Annotated in this window: 18 protein-coding genes; 12 read left to right on the top strand and 6 right to left on the bottom strand. The window is 72.1% G+C overall.

Annotated elements, in window-relative coordinates; translation table 11 throughout:
• Positions 1 to 96 precede the first annotated feature (96 nt).
• The 10 genes from VFE05_09990 to VFE05_10035 all read left to right on the top strand — a co-directional run bounded on the left by VFE05_09990 (position 97) and on the right by VFE05_10035 (position 11,042).
• Positions 97 to 1,407, top strand: a complete 1,311-nt coding sequence (locus tag VFE05_09990; GenBank protein ID HET6230385.1) for a peptidylprolyl isomerase — start codon at positions 97 to 99, stop codon at positions 1,405 to 1,407.
• Positions 1,404 to 1,691 (top strand): S4 domain-containing protein, encoded by a 288-nt coding sequence (locus tag VFE05_09995; protein ID HET6230386.1) that lies wholly within the window; start codon positions 1,404 to 1,406, stop codon positions 1,689 to 1,691. Before VFE05_09990 ends, VFE05_09995 begins: the two co-directional genes overlap by 4 nt.
• Positions 1,688 to 2,647: a 4-hydroxythreonine-4-phosphate dehydrogenase PdxA gene (gene pdxA, locus VFE05_10000; GenBank protein ID HET6230387.1), complete on the top strand. Its 960-nt coding sequence runs from the start codon at positions 1,688 to 1,690 to the stop codon at positions 2,645 to 2,647. Before VFE05_09995 ends, pdxA begins: the two co-directional genes overlap by 4 nt.
• A gap of 436 nt (positions 2,648 to 3,083) precedes the next feature.
• Positions 3,084 to 3,773: a cell division ATP-binding protein FtsE gene (gene ftsE / locus VFE05_10005; GenBank protein HET6230388.1), complete on the top strand. Its 690-nt coding sequence runs from the start codon at positions 3,084 to 3,086 to the stop codon at positions 3,771 to 3,773.
• Positions 3,773 to 4,630: a permease-like cell division protein FtsX gene (locus tag VFE05_10010; GenBank protein HET6230389.1), complete on the top strand. Its 858-nt coding sequence runs from the start codon at positions 3,773 to 3,775 to the stop codon at positions 4,628 to 4,630. The genes ftsE and VFE05_10010 overlap by 1 nt, the downstream gene beginning before the upstream one ends.
• A gap of 213 nt (positions 4,631 to 4,843) precedes the next feature.
• Complete coding sequence (locus VFE05_10015; GenBank protein HET6230390.1) at positions 4,844 to 6,115, top strand: peptidoglycan DD-metalloendopeptidase family protein; 1,272 nt, start codon at positions 4,844 to 4,846, stop codon at positions 6,113 to 6,115.
• 373 nt (positions 6,116 to 6,488) lie between these two features.
• Positions 6,489 to 7,640 (top strand): hypothetical protein, encoded by a 1,152-nt coding sequence (locus tag VFE05_10020; GenBank protein HET6230391.1) that lies wholly within the window; start codon positions 6,489 to 6,491, stop codon positions 7,638 to 7,640.
• A 61-nt stretch (positions 7,641 to 7,701) separates the two neighbouring features.
• Positions 7,702 to 8,190, top strand: a complete 489-nt coding sequence (gene moaC / locus VFE05_10025) for a cyclic pyranopterin monophosphate synthase MoaC (GenBank protein HET6230392.1) — start codon at positions 7,702 to 7,704, stop codon at positions 8,188 to 8,190.
• A 57-nt stretch (positions 8,191 to 8,247) separates the two neighbouring features.
• Positions 8,248 to 8,910 (top strand): transglycosylase SLT domain-containing protein, encoded by a 663-nt coding sequence (locus VFE05_10030; GenBank protein HET6230393.1) that lies wholly within the window; start codon positions 8,248 to 8,250, stop codon positions 8,908 to 8,910.
• 239 nt (positions 8,911 to 9,149) lie between these two features.
• Positions 9,150 to 11,042, top strand: coding sequence for a rhomboid family intramembrane serine protease (locus VFE05_10035; protein HET6230394.1), 1,893 nt, complete (start codon positions 9,150 to 9,152; stop codon positions 11,040 to 11,042).
• Positions 11,043 to 11,474: 432 nt separating this feature from the next.
• Here the strand turns inward: VFE05_10035 and VFE05_10040 are convergent, their stop codons facing one another.
• Both VFE05_10040 and VFE05_10045 read right to left on the bottom strand, forming a co-directional pair.
• On the bottom strand, positions 11,475 to 12,107 hold the full coding sequence (locus VFE05_10040; protein HET6230395.1) for a hypothetical protein: 633 nt from the start codon (positions 12,105 to 12,107) through the stop codon (positions 11,475 to 11,477).
• A gap of 318 nt (positions 12,108 to 12,425) precedes the next feature.
• A complete protein-coding gene (locus VFE05_10045) occupies positions 12,426 to 13,490 on the bottom strand; it encodes a VLRF1 family aeRF1-type release factor (protein ID HET6230396.1) in 1,065 nt (354 codons plus the stop codon).
• A gap of 337 nt (positions 13,491 to 13,827) precedes the next feature.
• Here VFE05_10045 and VFE05_10050 point away from each other — a divergent pair, with 337 nt between their 5' ends.
• The gene (locus VFE05_10050) at positions 13,828 to 14,370 is read left to right on the top strand and encodes a thioredoxin family protein (protein HET6230397.1); all 543 of its coding nucleotides are present in this window, start codon (positions 13,828 to 13,830) and stop codon (positions 14,368 to 14,370) included.
• A gap of 851 nt (positions 14,371 to 15,221) precedes the next feature.
• Positions 15,222 to 17,252: a PAS domain S-box protein gene (locus tag VFE05_10055; protein HET6230398.1), complete on the top strand. Its 2,031-nt coding sequence runs from the start codon at positions 15,222 to 15,224 to the stop codon at positions 17,250 to 17,252.
• 371 nt (positions 17,253 to 17,623) lie between these two features.
• Here the strand turns inward: VFE05_10055 and VFE05_10060 are convergent, their stop codons facing one another.
• The 4 genes from VFE05_10060 to VFE05_10075 form a co-directional block, all read right to left on the bottom strand.
• Entirely contained in the window at positions 17,624 to 18,688 is a 1,065-nt protein-coding gene (locus tag VFE05_10060) for a hypothetical protein (protein HET6230399.1), read from the bottom strand.
• 64 nt (positions 18,689 to 18,752) lie between these two features.
• Positions 18,753 to 19,793, bottom strand: a complete 1,041-nt coding sequence (locus VFE05_10065) for a hypothetical protein (GenBank protein HET6230400.1) — start codon at positions 19,791 to 19,793, stop codon at positions 18,753 to 18,755.
• A 64-nt stretch (positions 19,794 to 19,857) separates the two neighbouring features.
• Positions 19,858 to 21,591 (bottom strand): M56 family metallopeptidase, encoded by a 1,734-nt coding sequence (locus VFE05_10070; protein ID HET6230401.1) that lies wholly within the window; start codon positions 21,589 to 21,591, stop codon positions 19,858 to 19,860.
• Positions 21,588 to 21,974 (bottom strand): BlaI/MecI/CopY family transcriptional regulator, encoded by a 387-nt coding sequence (locus VFE05_10075; GenBank protein ID HET6230402.1) that lies wholly within the window; start codon positions 21,972 to 21,974, stop codon positions 21,588 to 21,590. The genes VFE05_10070 and VFE05_10075 overlap by 4 nt, the downstream gene beginning before the upstream one ends.
• Between the last annotated feature and the right edge of the window lie 71 nt (positions 21,975 to 22,045).

Below are 22,045 nucleotides of genomic sequence, written 5' to 3' on the forward strand. Positions count from 1 at the left end.
GGCCGCCTTGGCCGCCCCTTCCGACCCGCCGGCCCCCTCGCGGCCGGCGCGCACGCGGAGCGCCCCCGCGCCCGCCGAACCACGTGCCGGACCCCTATGCGCACCGTAGCCGCACTCGCATTCTCGCTCTTCCTCGCCGCCCCGCTCGCGGCGCAGCAGGCCACGCCCCCGCAGCCGCAGCCCGGCGAAGAGGTGGTGGACCGCGTGGTCGCCGTGGTGGGCGACACCGTGCTCCTCCTCTCCGACGTGCGCACCGAGATGCAGCGCATGCAGGCCCAGGGGCAGACGATCCCCACCGACCCGGCCGGGCAGGAGGCGCTCTTCCGCCAGGTGGTGGAGAGCCGCGTGAACGACCTGCTGCTGGTGGAGGGCGCCCGCGCCGCCGGCATCACCGTGACCGACGCCGAGGTGCAGGACATGGTGGACCGCCAGGTCGAGCAGGTGCGCTCGTCCTTCCCGGACACGGCGGCGTTCACCGCCGCGCTGCGGCAGTCCAACACCACGCTGGCCCAGTACCGCGAGCAGCTGACGCGGCAGTACTCCGAGCAGAGCATGGTGCAGCGCTTCGTGGGCCAGCGCACGGCCAAGATGCCCCGCCCGCCCGTGAGCGACGCCGAGGCGCGCGCCTACTTCGACGCCGGCAAGGAGTCGCTGGGCACGCGCCCGGCCAACCTCTCGTTCCAGCAGGTGGTGATCATGCCCACGGCCAGCGACTCGGCCAAGGCGCGCGCCCGCCGCACCGCCGAGGACGTGCTGGCGCAGCTGCGCGCCGGCGGCGACTTCGCCCAGCTGGCGCGCCGCTTCAGCGGCGACCCCGGCAGCAAGGAGCGCGGCGGCGACCTGGGCTGGTTCCGCCAGGGCATGATGGTGCGGCCGTTCGAGGACGCGGCCTACTCGCTGCGCCCCGGCGAGCTGAGCGGCGTGGTGGAGACGGACTTCGGCTTCCACGTGATCAGGCTGGAGAAGGTGCGCGGCCCCGAGCGCCAGGCCCGCCACATCCTCATCGTCCCCGAGGTCGGCCCGGCGGACGTGGCGCTGGCCCGCACGCGGGCGGACTCCGTGGCCGCGGCGGCCCGCGCGGGCGCGTCGGTGACGGAGCTCGCGGCCAAGTACAAGACGCCCGTGGAGCAGACCACCACCCGGCACCTGGCGCTCGACAAGCTGCCGCCGGCCTACACGCTGGCCTTCCAGTCCGCCGCCGCGGGCGCGGTGGTGGGACCGTTCGAGGTGGACGCGAACGGCAAGCCCACCTTCGTGGTCGCCAAGCTCACCGAGCGCCAGGAGTCCGGCCCGTACGACTTCGCCGACGTGGCCGAGCAGGCGCGCGACCGCGTAGTCGAGCAGAAGCAGATGGCCCAGCTGGTGGCCGACCTGCGCCGCGACACGCACGTGGCCGTCCAGCTTTGAGCGGCGCCGCGGCGCCCGAGCGCATCGACGTGGTCCTGCACCGGCTCTGCCTGACCAAGAGCCGGAACGAGGCCAAGACGGCGTGCGACGCGGGCGCCGTCTCGCTCGACGGGCGAAAGGCGCGCCCCAGCGACGACGTGCGCGCCGGCCAGCGGCTGGAGGTGCGCTACCCCGGCCGCACGCTGGAGGTGGAGCTTCTGGAGATGCCGGGCAAGAGCACGTCGAAGAAGGCGGCGAAGGAGATGTACCGCGTGCTGCGCGAAGAGCGCACGCCGCCGCTGTGAGCGCTCCGGACCGCTCGTCCCGCCCGCGGGTCGCCGTCACCCTCGGCGACCCGCGCGGCATTGGGCCCGAGGTGGTGGAAGCCGCCCTCGCCGACCCGGAGATCGCGTCGCTGGCGGAGTTCGTCCGCGTGGGGCCCGAGCACCTGTGCGCGGCGCCGGGCGACGTGGCGGTCGGGAGATGGATTGCGGCGGACGGCGTCGCTGCCGCGGGCCGCATCGCCGGCGAGGCGATCCGGCGCGCGACGGAGATGGCGATGGCGGGCGAGGTGGACGCGCTGGTGACGGCGCCCATCGACAAGGCGGCGTTCCACGCGGGCGGCTGGGACTTTCCCGGCCACACCGAGATGCTGCGCGACCTGGCCGGCGTTGCCAACGTGTCGATGATGATGGCCGCCGAGCGAACCGCGCTGGGCGGCCCGCTCCGCGTCGTCCTAGCCACCACGCACCTCGCCCTGCGCGACGTGCCTGCGGCGCTCACGGCCGACCTGCTGGTGCGGCAGACGCGGATCCTGCACGACGCGCTGCACCGCTTCTGGGACATCGCGGTGCCGCGAATCGCCCTGTGCGCCGTGAACCCCCACGCGTCCGACGGCGGGCTGTTCGGCGACGAGGAGGAGCGGATCGTGGCGCCCGCGCTGGTGCGGCTGGCGGAGCTTGGCATCGACGCGAGCGGGCCCATCCCGGCGGACACGGTGTTCACGCGCGCGGTGCGCGGCGAGTTCGACGCGGTGCTGGCGCCGTACCATGACGTGGGCATGGCGGCGTTCAAGACTGCGGCGTTCGGCAGCGGGGTGAACGTGACGCTGGGCCTTCCCTTCCCCCGCACCTCGCCGGACCACGGCACCGCCATCGGCATCGCCGGCCGCGGCATCGCCGACGCGTCGTCCACGCGCGAGGCCATCGCCCTCGCCGTGCGCCTCGCCCGCCGTTTTGACACCGCGCACGCGGCGGACTAACTTTCGCCGGTTCCCCCGCTTGCGCCTATTCCGCCGTCCCGTCTTTTTCCGCATCTCACGCGATGCGCCCGAGGCGGAACGATGGACGAGATTGTTGGGGGGCGATTCATCGCATCCGAACACTCTCCGGTGCTGCAACGCCGCGGTCGCTATTACATCCCGGACGCAGATCTGTCGACGTCGTGATGCATCGAGTCCGCGGAGATTACGCGGACACCCAGCATCGCATCGGCAGAGATGCTGAAGGAGGCGGGCCGCTTCGCATCGGCGGGGGCGCGGCGGGACGGATGAGGGAGATGCGCATCTACCGAACCGCTCCCCCGATGTGCCGGGCTACATCGACCGAAATCGAACGAACGGCTCGAATCGACCGAAACGAACCCGTCTCCGGCCCGGAGCGGGTTCCGCATCACCCCCTCGCAGGTGCTTTCCCAGATTGATCAAGCTGACCGGCGTCCACAAGCAGTACCCCCGCTCGGGAGCCGCGCTCACCGACGTGAACCTGCACGTCCGCAAGGGTGAGCTGGTGTTCCTGACCGGCCACTCCGGCGCGGGCAAGTCCACCATCCTGCGCCTGGTGCAGATGGCGGAGATGCCGTCGGACGGCGAGGTGCGCGTGTCGGGCTTCAGCTCGCGCGACATCCGCCAGCGCGAGATCCCGCAGCTTCGCCGCCGCCTGGGCGTGGTGTTCCAGGACTTCCGCCTCCTGCGCGACCGCACGGCCGAGGAGAACGTGGCCTTCGCGCTGGAGGTGACGGGCGCCAAGCGCAGCACCATCGGCCAGCGCGTGAACCGCCTGCTCTCGCAGGTCGGCCTCGCGCACAAGGCGCAGGCGTACCCGGACGAGATGTCCGGCGGCGAGCGCCAGCGCGTGGCGGTGGCCCGGGCGCTCGCCAACGACCCGTTCGTGCTGCTGGCCGACGAGCCCACCGGCAACCTGGACGAGTGGGCGGCGCGCGGCGTGTTCGAGCTGTTCCGCGAGATCAACGCGCTGGGGATGACGGTGGTGATGGCCACCCACGACCTGGACCTGGTCCGCGCCCACCCGGAGTACCGCGTGATCGAGCTGTCGCAGGGCACCATCGTGTACGACTCGGCCGCCACGCTCGAGGAGCAGACGAGCTGATGCCCTATTCGCTCCGCGAGGCGCTGGCCGCCTTCCGCCGCTCGCCGTTGCTCACCGCGCTGTCGGTGATCGCCATCGGCTTCTCGCTCTTCGTGGTGGGCCTGTTCGGGCTGACCGCCTTCAACATCCGCCGCGCGATCGAGAAGGTGGAGGAGAAGGTGGAGGTCGTGGCCTACCTGGACGACGACGCCACCGACGCGCAGCTCGCCCTGGCCCAGCAGGAGATCAAGGCGCTGCCTGAGGTCCTCGAGGTGCGCTACGTCTCCAAGACCGAGGCGCTGGCGACGGCCATGCGCGAGATGGAGGAGTTCCGCGACGTCTATTCGGACCTGGAGACGAACCCGCTCCCCGCGTCGCTCGAGATCCGCCTGAAGCCGGGGATGCGCACGCCCGTCGCGGTGGCGGGCGTGGCGCGCCAGCTCCGCGCGTACCCGTTCGTGGAGGACGTGCGCTACGGACGCGACTGGCTGGACAAGATCTTCCTCGCCCGCAAGCTGCTGGGCGGCGCGGCCAGCGTGATCGGCGGCGCGTTCGCGCTGGTGGCGGCCATCGTGATCGCGACGGCGGTGCGCATCGCCGTGTTCGCGCGGCGCGAGGAGATCTCCATCATGCGGCTGGTGGGCGCGACCGACGGGTTCGTGCAGCGGCCCTTCCTGCTGGAGGGGCTGATGACGGGGCTGCTGGGCGGCACGCTGGCGGTGGTGCTCACGTACGTCGCGTTCCGCATCCTGGACGCGGCGATGTTCCGCATCGACTGGCTTCCCGGCGCGTGGGTGCTGGGGGTGGTGGCGGTGGGTACGGTGTTCGGGTTCCTCAGCAGCGCGGTGGCCGTTCGCCGCCACCTGCGGGCGGTCTGAGCGTTGGATCGCATGATCTTCGGATGGCACCGACGGATACGCCTGGCGGCGGTGAAGGCGTTTCCGCAGATGGCGATACGCCCGCGGCGCCTGGCGGATGAATCCGCAGCTACGGCGGCACAAAGCCCGCCTGCGCGGGCTGCGGCCGCACGGATGTCGCGCGTCGGAGGTTCGATCGGGACCGGACGGAACGGCGGCGGAGCGGCGGGACGGATGGTCGTCCGCGCCGCTATCGTCGTGGCGTTCGGTGTCGTGATTCCGGGCGTGGCGCGGGCCCAGCAGCAGCCGGGGCGGCCCGCCACGGCGCAGCAGGAGATCAGCGAGAGCCAGCGGCGCTTGCAGGAGATCCGCGAGGAGCGGGCGCAGCTGCGCGAGGAGCTTCAGCAGATTCGCGGGCAGGTGCACGACGCGTCTGCCGAGGTGGCGATCATCCGGCGGCAGGTGGGCGCGTCGGCCAGCGTGATCAACGAGCTGGGGATCCAGCTCGCGGCCAAGCAGGCGCAGATCGACTCCACCACGCGCGAGCTGATCGCTACGCAGGACCGGCTGGCGGAGCGGCGGGCGCTGCTCCAGCGGCGCCTGCGCGACATCTACAAGCGCGGCCCGCTCCAGGCGGTGCAGGTGCTGCTGGCGGCGGAGAGCTTCGCCGACTTCCTCAACCGCTACAAGTACCTGACCCTCGTCGCGCGCCACGACCACAACCTGGTGCGCGAGGTGGACCAGTTGCGCTACCAGCTCACGCTTCGCGACACCGAGCTGAAGCGCGCCCTGTCCGACATCGAGTACCTGCGCAACGAGCGCGAGCAGGAGCACGCGCAGCTGCAGGGGCTGGCGCAGGACCACGTGGGCAACCTGAACGACCTGCGCCTCACCGAGCGCTCCACGGTGCAGCACGCGCAGGAGCTCGCGGCAGACGAGCGGCGGCTGACGAGCCTCATCTCCACGCTGGAGCGCCGCCGCGTGGATGGCGAGCGCGCCGCAGCAGCCGCCCGCGCCCGCGTGGCCGCGAGCCCCACGGCGCCCCCGGCCGTGCGAGCCGCGGCAGCCGCGCCGCCGCCCGTCGCCTCCTCGCTCACGCCATCCGACGTCGGCAACCTCGGCTGGCCGGTGGGCGGACGCGTGCTGTATCGCTTCGGCCGGGCGCCGCAGACGAACGGGACGGTGCTGCGGTACAACGGCGTGGGCATCGCCGCGCCCGCCGGCACCGCGGTCCGCGCGGTCGAGTCCGGCACCGTGGTGATGGCCGGCGCGTTCGAGGGCTACGGGCCCACGGTCGTGGTCAGCCACGGCGGCGGCTACTACTCGCTCTACCTCTACCTGCGCGACGTGAGCGTCCGCCAGGGCGTGCAGGTGGCGCGCGGGCAGGTCGTGGGCAGCGTGGGCGGCGCATCGACGCCACAGGGTTCCCACATCGAGTTCCAGATCCGCTCCCCCGGCGGCCAGGCGGTCGACCCGCTCACCTGGCTCCGCTCCGGCGGCGGATGACGCATCCGATGAGCTCCACCGCCCGCGCTCGGCAGATGCACATCTCCCGCCTCGTCTCGATGCCGGGGCTGCACGTCGCGTCCGCATCTCCCGAATCTGCCGAGCCGTTGAGGCGGATTCGAGGCCGTCGGCGCATCTCGTTCGTGCGTAGTGAGATGCGTGTCCAGGTATCCGGGGGTATGAAACCCCCGGCTGGGAACGGCGGTCGTCCTGCGGACGAGGTTCGTGCGCGTGCGGGAGATGACAGCGCGCCCATGATCGAGGGAGATGCGGGGCTTGCGATGCGGTCCGCGCGCATCTTCGCAAACGCATGTGTGTGCGTCGGACACGCGGGTGCGTCGCTCGCACACGCTCGCGGGCGGGAGGGCGTGCGATGAGCCTGCCGCCGCTGTACGGGCACGGAGACGTGCGCGCCACGCTGGCGAAGGCGGTGCGCGAAGGCAGCATCGCGCAGTCCATCCTGCTGCACGGGCCCAGCGGCATCGGCAAGGAGCGGCTGGGTCTGCGGCTGGCGCAGATGATCGTCTGCGAGAACCGGCCGGTGGACGGCGAGGCGTGCGGCGAGTGCAAGTCGTGCCGCATGGCGCTGCGGCTGGAGCACCCGGACGTGCACTGGTACTTCCCCCTGCCCCGCCCCGACGCGGCGACGCCGGAGAAGCTGCGCGAGAAGCTGGAGGAGGCGCGCCACGTGGAGCTCGCCGCCCGCCGCGGCGACCCCTCGCACGTGCCGGCCTACGAGCGGGCACCGGCGTACTTCATGGGCATGGTGCAGAACCTCCAGCGCTTCGCCGGCCTTCGCCCCGCGATGGGCTCGCGTAAGGTCTTCGTGGTCGGCGACGCGGAGGCCATGGTGCCGCAGGAGAGCAGCCCGGAGGCCGCGAACGCGTTCCTCAAGCTGCTGGAGGAGCCCCCGGCCGACACGACGCTCATCCTCACCTCGTCCAACCCCGGCGCGCTGCTCCCCACCATCCGCTCGCGCGTGCTGCCGGTCCGCCTTCTGCCCATCGGCGCGGACGAGGTCGCGGCGTTCCTGCGCGACGTGCGGGGGATGGACGGCGGCGAGGCGGAGCAGCTCGCGTCGGTGTCGCAGGGCGCGATCGGGCGGGCGCTGCGGCTGCTGCCTTCCGGCGGCGGCCAGGGCTCGCTCCAGAAGCAGCGCGAGGCCGGGAAGCAGCTCCTCGTCGCGGCCACGGCAGATTCGCCCGCGGCGCGGCTCGCGGCGGCGAACGCGCTGCCGCCCGCGGGCGCGCGCGGCGAGTTCACGGCCACGCTGGAATCGCTCTCCCTGTGGCTGCGCGACCTGCTCGCCGTGGCCGCGGGCGCGCCCGACCAGGTGGCGTACACGACCGAGCCCAAGCTGCTCGCCGGCATCGTCCAGCGCCGCTCGGTGAAGCCCGATGCGGTCGCGCGCGCGATCCTGCACGTGCAGCAGGCGCGCGAGCTCGCGGGCGGCAACGTGAACCCGCAGCTCATCACGGCCGACCTGCTGCGCGGCATCCGGCGCGAGCTGGTGGGCACCGCGTGAACAGGTCCCGAAAGCCTTCCCGGCGGGCCGCCGGGCGCGTACACTGAGCGGGAGGGGCACGGTGGTGGAGAGCGGCTTCACGCACCTGGACGAGGCGGGCCGGCCACGCATGGTGGACGTGGGCGACAAGCCCGTCACCCGCCGCGTCGCCGTCGCCGGGGGCAGCATCCGCATGGGTGCCGAGACGCTGGCGGCCATCGTCGCGGGCGACACGCCGAAGGGGAACGTGCTGGTGATCGCGCAGCTGGCGGGCATCACCGGGGCGAAGCGGACGGCGGACCTCATCCCCCTCTGCCATCCCCTGCCGCTCACGTCGGTGGAGGTGTCGCTGGAGCCCGATCCCTCGCTGCCCGGCATCCGCGCGACGGCGACGGCGCGGGTGGATGGGAAGACGGGCGTGGAGATGGAGGCGCTCACGGCGGTAACGTGTTCGCTGCTCACCATCTACGACATGTGCAAGGCGCGCGACCGCGGGATGGTGCTGGAACGGGTGCGGCTGCTGGCCAAGGAAGGAGGCCGCAGCGGAGCCTGGACGGCGCCCGCGGACTGACGGGAGACGGCACAACGCTTGCTTTGGACGGCGGCGGACCCACTAACCGGAGGCCGTATGCAGTCCCTACTGCTCAAGCTGCAGGCCGACGTCGAGGCCCGTAAACAACCCAAGTCCGACCTGCTGGTGACGCTGCGTAGCGCGGCGCTGGGCTGCACTCTTTTCTTCGCCGCGTACCAGCTGGGTGCGCACTCCGCGGGCGGTGTGGCCCAGGAGGCGGAGTGGGCCGGCAAGGGCATCGCCGCCGCGTTCGCCCCCGAGGGCGCGCACGACCTGCAGAGCGTTGAGGTGGAGCGCCTTCGCAGCGCCTTCCAGCACTCGGCCAAGTACCGCATCCCCGCCGACCTGGCCGCGAACATCGAGGACGTGGCGCGCGCCGAGGGGATCGACGTGGGCCTGGCGTTCGACCTGGTGCGCGCCGAGAGCGAGTTCAACCCCCGCGCGGTAAGCCCCGTGGGCGCCGTGGGATACACGCAGCTCATGCCGGAGACGGCCCGCCTGCTGCGCCCCGGCCTCACCCGCGACCAGCTCTTCCACCGCGAGACGAACCTGCGGCTGGGCTTCCGCTTCCTGAAGTCGCTGCTGGTGAAGTACCACGGCAACCGCAAGCTGGCGCTGCTGGCCTACAACCGCGGCCCGGACCGCGTGGACCAGCTGCTGCGTCAGGGCATCGACCCCAGCAACGGCTACGTGCAGCTTGTGACCGGCGCCAGCCACTAGGGAGCTTCCGTCCCACCTGGGGCACCGGTGCCCCAGGTGGAAAGGTTTTCCGGCCCGCAACCCCGCCGAGCGGGCGACGCGGTTCCGCAAGTGTGACGATCCCGGCCAGGCGCTTCCCCGCCCGCCGGGATCGTCGCTTGTCGGCATTCTTATCCCATCCGCGCTCGTCCGTCACCGTGGGCTCGCCGCCGCGCCGGACGCGACCGCATCCGCTTCCCATCTCCCGACCCGGCCCGCCAGTGACCGTCTTCGGCCAGCCCGTCCCGTTGGTGCTCGTCGTCTATTTCCTGATGCTCGCCGTCTCCATCGGCTATGCGTGGCCGGTGCGGATGGGATGGACGTTGTTCGGCCCGCCAGGCGAAGGCGAGCTGCCCGACCTCGACCCGTACGAAGCGGCCCTGCTCCGTGCCGGAGAGCTGGCCACCGTGTATTCGGCCCTCGCCGCGCTGACGAGGCGCGGGAGCCTGGCGCCCAGCCTGGGCGAGCGGCGGCTGCGGGTCACGGGGGTGCGGCCGGTGGATGTACATCCCCTGGAAGAGGCTGTGTACAAGGCGCTCACGTCGCTTCCGGGAACGAAGCTGTACGGCGCGCACATCCTGGGCGGCGTGCGGGTGATGGTCAAGCCCGCCCTGGCGGAGGTGGAGGAGCGGCTGGACCGGCGCGGGCTTCGCGTCTCCAAAGCCCGGGGCGATGGCTTGGCGGGGCGCTCGTTCGCGGCGATGTTCGCCACGGCGTGCGCCGGCTTGATCCTGGGCATGTTCGAGATGGGGCCCAGCGGAACCCTTTCCGACCCCACGGTGCTGTGGATGGCCTTCACGCCTTTCGTGCTGGGCGTCGGGCTCGTCCTGTTCCATCCGCGGCTCACCAGCCGCGGTCGCTGGGTCGTACGCCGGCTGGCGGCGAGCGGGCATCGCATCGGGCTTCCCGCCGCGGTTTCGGACGGCGCGGAGGGGCGCGAGGACGATGAGGCGGATCCGCTCCATGCGCTGGCGAAGGTGCTCGTGGCCCATCCCGAGCCGGGCAAGGCGGAAGACGCACCGGGCGCCGGGCAGCCTGCGGAAGCGCCGATGGACCTGGGCGAGTACGGCTACTACGTGGGTACGGACCCGCGTCCCTGCTCCGCTTCGGAGCTGGCGGTCCTCTGCGGCGGGGGAGAGGCGCCCTCGCTGGTGTGGACGCCGCAGTCGTCGCAGCCGCAGCATCCCGCGCGTGTCCCGTTCCTCTTCGAGCGCATCCGCGGCCGCGTGGTGCAGGAGCGTTTCCGGAAGCTCCGCTCGGAGGTGATGGGCACCGCCGTCTGGCTGGCCTTCTGGGGTTTCGGCGGGTTCGGCTTTCCGTCGTTCTGGCTGATCCTGGTGGCTGTCACGGGCGTGGGCGTCTTCTCCGCATTCCGCGAGTGGCGGCGCGCGAAGGCGTTGACGCCGGAGGCGGTGTCGGCTCCCCCGCCGCCGGTGGAGATCTCGGAATGGGCGGAGCTCGCCGCGCTCAAGCGCCCGCTCTACACGCGGTGGCTCGTGGGCGCGATCGCCGCGGTCGGCGCGGTGCAGCTTCTGCCGGGGTACAGCGGCACGGCCGCGGCCGGGATGGTGAAGCACGCGATCCGTGCCGGCGAGTGGTGGCGCCTGGCCACCGGCGGCATGCTGCACGCCAACCCCATCCACTTCACCATGAACATGGTGGCGCTGCTGGTGTTCGGCCGGCTGGCGGAGATGTACGGGCGGCGGGCGTACGTGCCGCTGGTGTTCTTCCTGTCCGTCCTGGGCGGCGGCGTGGCGAGCGTGCTCTGGACGGCGAACGATTCCGTGGGCGCGTCCGGCGGGATCGCGGGGCTGCTCGGCTACCTGCTGGTGCTGGGGTGGAGATACCGGCGCGCGCTGCCGCCCAACTTCGTCACCAGCCTGCTCTACGTGGTGGGCGTCAACGCGCTGATCGGGGCCGTGGGATACGGGATCATCGATAACGCCGCGCACGCCGGCGGCCTCGTCACCGGCGCGGCGCTGGGGGTGATCCTTCTCCCGGCGACACCGCCCGACGAAGACGCCGCCGCGCGCATGAGCCCCGCCGGAATCGCCTTCCTCGCCCCGACGCTGCTGGCATGCGCGGGCGCCATCGCCGCTATCCTGCGCAGCTAGGCGGCCTCCGGACGGTGGACGGTGGACGTTGGACGTGGGAATGCGCGAGACGCGAGGCGACCACGAGCATGTCGTCGGCCGGCACTGCCGCATCGAGTACTGCTTCTTCCCGCCCGCGAGCGTGCCGGACTTCTTGTGGGCGCTGGAAACTGGCGAGCGCGCGCCACCGCGGACTATCCGCCTGCCATTCGCGAGATGTCGACCTGACCTCGTCCGCCGATTCGCGGGCGGACGGAGCGACGGTGGATGTCTAGCGTTGCTTCGGCCGCGGCGCATGCGGATGCGGCGGATGCGATAAATCGCACCCCTACATGAGGTTGAGGGTGCGCGATCGTTCGTGAGGATGCCGGGGAGGATGTGAAGAAGCACCTCGGGCGATGGATGCCGGAGGTGCTTCGTCGTTCCAAGCGCGGCTCGCCTGCCCTGCCCGCGTCAGACGTCGACGTTGGAGAGGTAGTTGCCGAGAACGCGGTTGGTGGCGTTCAGGACGGCGAGGGCGGCGGAGCGGTGCGGGTTCTCGGTGTCGAGCGAGGCACCCACCAGGGCCGAGGCCGACGCGGGCTCGGTGCGGAGAACGACGACCACCACGTCGGTGTCGAAGGCGCGGAAGCTCTTGATGCCCACCAGGTGGAACTTGAGCTGCCGCTGAAGCAGCGCCTCCAGCGTGCGTAGCGTGGAGAGCGCGGCCAGGCGCAGCTCCATGGCGGGCCCGCTCTCGCCGTCGACCGAGCTGGTGTACGTGACGCCTCCCCACTCCAGCTCCACGGCGGCGCTGGCGCGGCCGGGCCGCGACTCCACGCGCGCGCTCATGAACTTCACGCGGCGGCGGGGCTGCGGGGCGGGCAGATGGCAGAACTGCACGTCGGCTTCGCGCTGCGAGAGGCCGTGGTGCACGAGGATGGCGCGTACCTTCAGCTCGGCGGGCTCGCCGTCCGGCTGGTCGCACACCACGTACACGCCCAGGCGTTCGCCCGGGTCGAAGAGCACGCGGTGCACACCGGGCACGGCCTCCAGCTCGGCGCGCAGCACGGCGAGCGCAGGCGCCTCCAGCGAAGGGAAGCTCATGGGGAGGGGCTCCGGGGGGAATTTTCGTGTGTTTCCGCAACGTAGGGGCGCGGCGGACACACTGTCAAGAATCGCAACGTCCCATTCGTGCCCCTCACGCGTCGGATTCCACGCATCGGCCGGGAGAATCCGCCGCGGGCCGGCCGCCGCGCATCTCCCGGAAGGGTGCGGAAACGTGCGTACGGGACGACGGAGCGCTGCGGAGCCGCATCCGCCCCCTGGGCCCGCATCTCCCGAAAACCGTGGAGCCAGGGACGCGAACGGGCCCGGAGCAAGCGCGCTCCGGGCCCGTTCGCCGTGCTCATGCCGCGTACCGGCTCAGAAGCGCAGCAGGGCGCCGGCGCCCTTCAGGTCCTGCACGTCCTGCGGGTCGGCGAACGAGATGGCGACGCCCTGGCCCTCGGCCATGCGCACCATCTCCTCCACCACGTCCACGCCCTGGAGCGTGCTGGAGCCGTCGTACGGGCAGGTCTTGAGGTCGCGCGCGAACACGAAGCCGCACTGGCCGCAGCGCACGCCGTCGCGCCGCTGGTCCGACGCCAGCAGCAGCGTGTCGACCTTGCCCTCCTGGAGCGCGGTGAGGGTTCCCTGGAAGCCGGCGGTGGCCAGGTAGTCGTGCGCCACCCGGTCGCGAACCTGCTCGATCACCTCGCGGCTCGCGCTCTCCTGCGCCGTGCGAAGGTGGGGTTCCAGGCGCTGCAGGATCTCGCTGGCCGGGTCGTCGATCTCCATGGGGCCGGTGTGCACCACCTTCTGCAAGATGCTGTCGGGCAGGAACTCGCGGAACGCCGCCACGTTCTCGTCGGTGCCCAGGATCACCAGGTCGTCCGGACGGTAGCGGGCCACGAAGTCCTCCACCTCCTTGCAGAAGTCCTTGAAGAAGTGCTTCATCTCCTCGCGCTTGCGGCGCTGGAAACGCTCCTGCGAGTAGCCGCCGGCGTGCACGTCGTGCGGCGTGGGGATGGGATTGGGACGCACGTTGATCTCGTCCAGCAGCGTGCCCAGGTACACGCTGAGGATGCGCACGTGCTCGCGGTCCAGCAGGATCACGCCGTAGTGGTGGTAGCTCTCCAGCACCTGCGCGAGCGGCGCGATGACGGGCCGCGGGCCCACCACCAGGCGGTTCTGCACCGAGACGGGGAACTGCACGGCCTCCATCCACTCGCCCCCCAGCTCGGCGTAGATCACCACACCCCGGTTCGCCTCGTCGAAGTCGTTCTCCAGCCAGCTCCGCACTCGCTCGAAGGTGCTGGCCACCTCCGGGTCGTCCACCCGCAGGCCGCCGTCCAGCTCCTCGAACTGCGCGCGCTTCTGGTTGAGGAAAACGGTGTGCGTCCGTTTGTTGTTCTCGTTCACGGACATGTCCAGGAACAGCGAGACCACCTGCTTCCCGCTCTCTTCCCGGCCGAGGAGTCGTTCCAGATCGCCTTTGCTGATCATATCCGTTGCGGTTCAGGGATCGTGTCGGGCGGGCCGCCCCGCGCAAGGTCCTCACCCGCGGCGGCTTGCAAGAACGCTGCCCGCGGCGCCCGCGCGACACGATCCCGCGGAACGACGGAACGTGTCCGGCGCGGTGTTGCGGCGCACCGCCAGGGACGGCTCCCGGCGAACCAAACGGCGCTCCGGTGGTAATTGGTTCTGTGATGAACGATCGGCTGCACGCGCGCTCGATTCGGGGGATGAAAAGCGGCAGCCGGGCAACGGCGGATGGACGGAGACAATGGCCGATCTTGACTACGAGGGATACTGGAACCGCGGCTTCTCCTGGGGTGACTACATCGCCCGTGAGGTGAAGGAGAACCTGTCGCTGTGGGAGGGCGTGTACCGGAAGGCGGCCGTGCCCGGCTGGGCGGTGGATGAAGCGCGGCGCATCGGCGGCGACTGGAAGCTGCTGGTCATCTCCGAGGACTGGTGCGGCGACGCGTCGAACACGGTGCCCGTCATGGCGCGCCTGGCCGAGGCGGTGCCGGGCGTGGAGATGCGCATCGTGAAGCGCGACGAGAACACGGAGCTGATGGACGCGTACCTCACCGGCGGCTCGCGCTCCATCCCCCTCGCCGTCGTGCTCGACGCGGATCTCCGCCCGGTTGGCCGCTGGGGCCCCCGCCCCGCCGAGCTCCAGGCGTTCGTGCAGCGCGAGAAGGCTGCGGCCACCCGGCCGGTGGAGCAGATCTACCGTGACGTGCGCCAGTGGTACGCCCGCGACGCAGGCGCGTCCACCCTACGCGAGATCCTCGCGATCCTCGCCGCGCACGCCGTCTGACGGCTCCGGGGGCGGTCGATGAATGCCCAGCCCCGCCGTGCACTCGCGCGGCGGGGCTCGTCACATCTTTTCCTACGCACGCCTCCCGCTCTCGCAGCCCGACACGTTCGGGCCCGCTGCCAAGTTGAGCCGCAAAGGTGAGTCGGAATCATGTACCAGCCATAAACCGCGCCGCCACCACGATCCGCCTGCATTGCGCCTTTCAGAGCACCGACCTAAGCCCGTGCCGGGTGCGTCGCACGCGCTGAATCCGTCTAGTTATCGCAACCATACAACTGCGGTCTTCGATCGAGACTTGGTGCGCGGATGGAATGGATTCGCGGACCTGCTCCAACCCGGCGACAAGGCGAAAGTGCACGGCCCCGCCCCTGATCCGACGAGTAGCGCAGGAAACCGGTCATGTTTGGCCATCTTGCTATTGCACCGCGACGTGCGTTCCTCCGTTTGATGACTCTTTGTATGGCACCGCCTTCATGGAACCTGCGCGCGTTTGTCAACAGCGGAGCCGCGCCGAAATTGTATGCTATCTCCTAGCGAAACCTCATCTCGCGAACTGTCTGGCGTCAGGCCGAATCGTGGCGTCTTCCGACGCTGGAACCCGCCTCGCGAACGATGCACCTGACAGGTTAGGGCCGCTATGCGGCGGGTCCCGTTTTGCGGTGAAAAGGGGTGTATTTCCTGCAATCCGGGAGCGCCAGCCGTTTCGCGCGCCCGCCGGGTGCCCGCCGGAGCCGATACCGCGTGCAGGGCGCGGGCAGGCCACCCCGGCTTCGTCAGCCCCCTTCAGCGCCGGCCGCGTATTGCCGTGGCGGCACCCGCCGCCCCGCCCGCACTTCACCACGACGGTGAACATGACGCTCCTGCAAGGGCACCCCGACCACCTCGCGGTCGCGTTCCACCCGCACGGCTACTGCTATCTGTGGCGCACGGACCTGCTGTGGATGCACGCCATGTCCGACGCCATGATCGCGTTCTCGTACTTCTTCATCGGGCTGGGGCTGCTCGTCTTCGTGCGGCGCGGGCGGCGCGACCTGCCGTTCCAGAAGATCTTCCTGGCGTTCGGCACCTTCATCGTGGCCTGCGGGGCCACGCACGTCATCGACATCTGGACCATCTGGGTGCCGGCGTACTGGATCGCCGGGATGGTGAAGCTGGTGACCGCGGGCGCGTCGGTGGCCACCGCGGCGGCGCTGCCCATGCTCATTCCCCGCGCGCTCCAGACGCTGCGCGCGGCCAAGCACGGAGAGCGCAACCGCGAGGAGCTGCGGACGGCGTACGCCACGCTGGAGCTGCGCAACGCGGAGCTGCGCGAAGCCAACGAGGCGCTGGAGGCCGAGGTGCAGGAGCGGCGCCGGGCCGAGCAGGAGGCACGCGGCCTGGCGGCCATCGTCGAGTCGTCGGACGACGCGATCTTCGGGCGTGACCTGGAGATGCGGGTGACGAGCTGGAACGCGGGGGCGGAGCGCCTCTTCGGCTTCACGGCCGCCGAGGTCCTGGGTGCGCGGCTGTGGGACCTGGTGCCGCCGGACCAGGCGGGCGAGACCCGGGCGTACCGCGACCGGGTGAAGGCGGGCGAGCGCATCCGCGCGTTCGAGACGGAGCGGTTCACCAAGTCCGGGCGGCGGGTGAGCGTCTCGCTGACGCTGTCGCCCCTGTTCGACGAGGACGAGCGCGTGGTGGGCGTGGCCACCATCGCCCGCGACATCACCGAGCAGAAGCAGCTCGCGGAGCAGCTGCGGCAGTCGCAGCGGCTGGAGGCGGTGGGCAAGCTGGCGGGCGGCGTGGCGCACGACTTCAACAACCTGCTCACCGTGATCCGCGGCAACGCGGCCTTCCTCCAGGCCGACCTGCCGGAAGACGACCCGCGGCGCCCGGACGTGGGCGAGGTGATCCAGGCGGCCGACCGGGCGGCGGAGCTCACGCGGCAGCTGCTGGCGTTCAGCCGGCGGCAGATCCTGGAGCCGCGCGACCTGGAGCTGAACGACGTGGTTCTCTCCACCGACCGGCTGCTCCGGCGGCTGATCGGGAAGGACGTGGAGGTGGTGACCCTGCTGGACCCCGGTGGCGCCCCGGCGCGGGTGGACCCGGGGCAGATGGAGCAAGTGCTGCTGAACCTGGCGCTCAACGCCCGCGACGCCATGCCCGACGGCGGGCGGCTCACCATCAGCACGGCGGCGGTGGACGTGGGGCCCGGCCACCCGGATGCGCCGGTGGTACGGCCGGGCCCCTACTCCGTGATCGAGGTGTCGGACACGGGCGTGGGCATGACGGAGGAGGTGCGCGAGCAGGTTTTCGAGCCGTACTTCACCACCAAGCCGCGCGGCAAGGGCACGGGCCTGGGGCTATCGATGGTGCACGGGATCGTGCAGCAGAGCGGCGGGCACATCGTGGTGGACAGCGAGCCGGGCGGCGGCGCGCGCTTCCGCGTCTTCTTCCCGCGGCTGCCCCGGCCGGCGGCACCGCACTCCCCCGCCCTGGCGGCGGAGGCGGACCGCGCCCGGGGCGGGACGGAGACGGTGCTGCTGGTGGAGGACGAGGACGCCGTGCGCCTCCTCGCCCGGCGGACGCTGGTGCGGGCCGGGTACACGGTGGCGGAGGCGAGGAACGGCCAGGAGGGGCTGCGGGTGTGGACCGAGTGCGCCGGGGCCGTCGACCTGGTGGTCGCGGACCTGGAGATGCCGCTGATGGGCGGGCGCGAGATGGTGCACGAGATCCTGCGGCAGCGGCCCGGCGTGAAGATCCTGTACATCTCCGGCTACACCGAGGAGAGCGCCATGCGTGGCGGGGAACGCGAGAACGGCTCGGCGTTCGTCGCCAAGCCGTTCTCGCCCGAGGCGCTGGCCGCCGCCGTCCGCCGCCAGCTCGACGCGCGGAACCCGTAGCGCGACCCGTCTGCGCCTTGTCCACCGCCGCAAATCGCCGGTGCGCCTTCCCAGCGAGGGCGCACCGGCGATTCGCATCTCCCGGCCGAAATCCATCTGCATCTAAGGTCGTGCGCTGCCAGGAATCCACCGATCTACGTCAGCCCGAAGTCACGGGAGATGCCATGCGTCCGGCGTTCCATCTGCCAATCACCGCATGAAATACGAGATCCGGGAGAATCGGTGCGGCCAGCATCGCCCTAGCGGCTGAAGCCGCGGGGCTACGACAGTGCGGAGCCTCCCCCGTGGGCCGCTACCGATGGTCCGAACCGCTTCGGCGAGACTCCGCGAAGGCAAGCCGGTCTACCCGGATTCCGTTATGATGCGCCCGGTCACTGCTGCGGCCGTGCGGTGGGGCGGCCCCCGTCCGCGAGGTGCTGCTCGGCGCGCGTGCGGTCCGGCGAGGGGGCGAGGGTGCGCAGCGTCTCGTCGTATGCGGCGCGGACGCCGGGGTCGCGGAGGCAGCCGGCGGGCGCGGCGAGGAGCACGCTCGCCCGGTCGGCCGGCGAGCGGAGCGCGCGCGCGGCACGGATCGCATCGGCCTGCATGACGAGCGGCGCCGGCCGCGCGAAGAGGCCGAACAGCACGCGCACCTTCTGGTCTTCGGTGGGCAGCGTGCGCCAGGCGCGCAGGAAGGCTTCGCGGCCGCGGGGCAGGCTCAGGCCGGGAAGCCACGCGAAGGTGCGGAGCAGGTCCACGCGCATCTCCGGGTCGGCCACGCGCGGCACGGCGGCGGCCGCGACGGGCAGGCGCATCGCAGCCATGGCAGGCACGTTTCGCACGTGGTCGCCCTCGACCGCGCTCCGCACGACCGATGCGAACGCGGGCCCGCTGCCCAGCACGCGCCCGGCCTCGCGCAGCACGCGCTCCGCGTCGCGCGGCACCAGCGCGGGGTCGTCCAGCAGCATCGCGTATTCGTTCGCGCGGCGGCCTGCCACCGAGTCAGTGCGGATGGTCTCCAGCACACGCGGAAGGCCCAGCTCGGCGCGCTTCCGCAGCAGCAGTGCGCGGTCGCCCAGGCCGGAGCTCCGGTACTCGCCGGTGAGCAGGCGCCGCACCCACGCTCGCGCCTGGTCGTCGAACGCGTGGGCCTGGCCGTTCACGCGGAAGTCGCGCTCCACGGCCCCGTCCGTCCCGGCGCGCCACGACATCTGCACCGTCGCGCCGTCGGGCGTCATCTGGCGCAGCCACACGCGCTGGCCCGGCCCCAGCGCCACCACGTCGGAGCGGTCGGCGGAGAGCTCGGCGTCCGCCGGAACGTCCAGCGAGGTGAAGTTGCCCTGCGTGTCGTAGGACCGCTGCTGGCTGGAGTGCTGGAACTGCGCCCCCGCGGCGTCCGGCCAGCACACCGCCGCCAGCGCGGCGAACGCGACGACTGCTGCCCGATTGCGCATCATCGGCACCTCCCCGGAAGGATGTTCTCGGAAGAATCGGTAGATGGATTCGGTGGGACGGAGGATGTCATGCGCCCGGGGCGCTGCCGGCCAGGCGGGCTTCCGCGCGGCTGCGGTCCGGCCCGCGCGAGAGCGTGCCCAGCGTCGCGGCATAGGCCGCGCGGACGGACGGGTCGCGCAGCGCGTCCGCCGGCACCGCCATCAGCACCGCCGCCCGCGCGGCGGGCGATGCGAGCCGCTGGGCGCCCAGGACGATGCCGGCCTGCTCTTCGGGAAGACGCCCGTCCGCCCGGAGAGCCTCGCCCAGGACGTCGGCGCGCTCGGAGTCCAGCTCCAGCGTGCCCACCGCGGCGAAAAAGGAGGCCCGTGCGCTGTCCGAGAGCAGCGCGTGGTGCGCCCTGGCGGCGGCGCGGAGCACACCCGCCTTCTCCTCGCCGGGCGGAAGGCGGCCGGCCGCCTCCAGCGCCACCATGCGCTTGGAGTCCGGGAACCACGGCGAACCGGCGCCCACCAGCCGCTCCAGGAGGTATGCGAACGCCCGCGGCTTGGTCAGGCGCCCTTCCGCCATCCGCAGACCTCGCGCGAAGTCGGCCGCGGAAACCGTGGTGTCGAGCAGCGCCGTCACGAACATCTGGGACTGGTCGAAGGACGACGTGTCGCGCGCCGCCTCGGCCAGCACGCCGTCGAAGCCGAGGCGGGCGACGGCGTGCTCCATCCTCAGCCAGTCGCCGATGCCGGCCTTGGCGAGCGCCGCCGGGAGGAACTCCGCGAGCCAGCCCGCGGCCTCGGCGATGGGGCGGCGGGTCCCGTTCACGCGGAACGTCCGCAGCACCTCGCGCGACGGGCCGTCGCGGAACTCGATCTGCCGCGTGCTGCCGTCGGGCATCAGCTCCGTGAACACCAGCACGGCCTCTTCCGACATCCGCACCACGTCGCGGCCGTCGGGCGACAGCTCGGCGTCGCCGTTCACGGTGAAGAAGGTGCCGTGCCCGCTGTCGTCGTACGACATCTCGCCGCCGGACGAGTAGGCCACCACCTGCGCGCCCGCGCCGTTCGCCGCCGCCAGGGCGAGCAGCACCACCGGAAATCCGAGCCGCATCTTCGTCATCGTCCCTCCGCTGCCGGGGTGGAAGCTCGCCGGGCGCGGGCCGCGCGGCGAAGGTGAAGCACAGTCACCGGTTGCGCAGCACGTTCGCGAGCCACGCTCGGGCCGCCGGGCCGAACTCCGCCGCGGTGCCGTTCACGCGGTACACGTAGCGCGGCTGGCCGTCCGGAGCGGGCAGCGCGACCAGGCTGCGCGTGGTGGAGCCGACCGTCTCACGCACGTCCAGCCATCCTCCCGGGCGAAGGGCTGCCACCTCTCCGCGCCCCGGCGCCAGCAGCACTCCGCGCGCGTCCACCAGCCTTCGCGTCCCGTCCGAGGTGCTCACCCAACCGCCGGACCTGAAATCCTCCCATTCTTGCCCCGGCGCCACTGGCTTCGCGACCGGCGCAGCGGCTTCCGGCGGCGGCGCGGGCGCAGAGGACGACACGCTTCCCTGCCCGCCCGCCAACGGCGCCGCTCCGTCCGCCGGCACGCCGTCCGTCCGGCTGGACGTCGCGTCGGATGATCGCGCCGGGAGGGTCGATGCCGGGATAATGGTCGATGCCGGGATAGACGACGCGGATCCGGCCGACGGCGGGTTGGACGATCGAGATGCGGCCTCTGACGCCAAACCGTAGTCGTCCGATCGCGCGCTACGGTCGGCCCTCGGCGGGTGCGCGGCGGTCGCGGGCCCGGCAGGTCCCGGCGGGTGCGGGAGAAGGGCAGACGGGCGGGAGATGCGGGAAGCGGCGCGCACGTCCGCCGGCTTCAGCGCAGCGACGGGGACGGCCGCGGCGAGGCTCGCCGCCAGCGCCAGCGAAGGCGTCCGCCGTCCGGGGTGCGCGCGGCGGCGGACGGCGAGGATTGCGTCGACGCGGGCGGAGATGCGGGCACGACGGGCCATGGCGAGCGCGGCGACGGGGGCGCGGCGGCCGGCGAGCGCGCGGGCCACGTCCAGCAGGTGCGCGGCGTATGCGGACGGCCGCGTGCCCAGCGCGAGCACCGCGTCGTCGCAGGCGCGCTCGCTCTCTTCCGCCAGGGCGCGCGCGGCCATCCACGCCAGCGGGTCGAACCAGTGCAGCGCCACCACCGCGTGCGCCATCCACCGCGTCAGCACGTCGCGGCGGCGGACGTGGGCGAGCTCGTGCGCCAGCACCACGCGCCGCCGCTCGGCGCACCACGCGTCGCACCCGCCGGGGAGGAGGAGGACGGGCCGGAGCGTGCCCCACGTCATCGGCACTGCCGCGTCATCGAGCCGAAGCAGCGTCACCTTCCGCCGCACGCCGAGCCGCCGCGCCACGTCGGCCGACAGCGCCAACCATGCATCGTCCGTCACCGCCACCGCCCGCCGTCGCATCTGCCGGAGCGCCCACGCTCCCCCGGCCAGCCAGGCGAATACCGCCGCGCATCCCGCTCCCCACACCAGTAGCACGACGACGCTCCACGGCACCTCCACCGGCTGCTCGCAGGCGAGGACGAGGTCCGATCTGGACCGCGTCGAGCCGCACCCTGTCGCCCCGTCCGCCTCGTGCCTGTCCACCAGCATCACGACGGTCTTCATCTCACGCCCTGCAGCCGCATTCGGTGCAAGCGCGGCGGCGGCGGGGATGCGGACGATGCGTGCGGCGGGGACGACGGCGGAGAGGGCGGGCAGCGCGAGCGTGGCCGAGATGGCCGCCGCCCAGGCCACGTGCCGCGACGCGGCAGACGCACGGCGAAGCGCCGCCGCCGCGAGGCCGCCAAGGGCGAGGAGCAGCGCGCCTTTCGCGGCGAGCTCCGCGAGGGCGGGCGTCAGCACGTCCGCGGCCGGAAACGCGATCATCGCCCCTCCTTCCGCGCCTGGTCGATGAGCGCGGCCAGGCGGTCCAGCTCGTCCGGGGCGATATCCTCGTCTTCCAGCAGCGCGTGCACCACCTGCTCGGGGCTGCCGTTGAAGAACGTGCGCAGCAGGTGGTGGAGCGCCGTGGAGCGCGCCCGGTCCGGCGGCGTGGTGGGGAGGTAGACGTAACGCTTTCCGTCCATGTCGTGCGCCAGCAGGCCCTTCTCCTCCAGCAGGCGCAGGGCGGCGCGCACGGCGGAGTACGTGGGCGGGTCCGGCAGGTCCGCCAGCACCTCCTGCGCGCTCGCGCGCCCGCGGCGGTACACGATGTCCATCACCTGCCGTTCGCGGCGGCTGAGCTGGCTCGGAGCTGGCGAGACTGGCATGGGGCATCCCGTGCGGGTGGGACCATCTGCTGAAAAAACTGCACGTGCTGAATATTCAGCACGCCCCCGCT

This window comes from Longimicrobiaceae bacterium (assembly GCA_035696245.1).
Lineage (GTDB): Bacteria > Gemmatimonadota > Gemmatimonadetes > Longimicrobiales > Longimicrobiaceae > DASRQW01.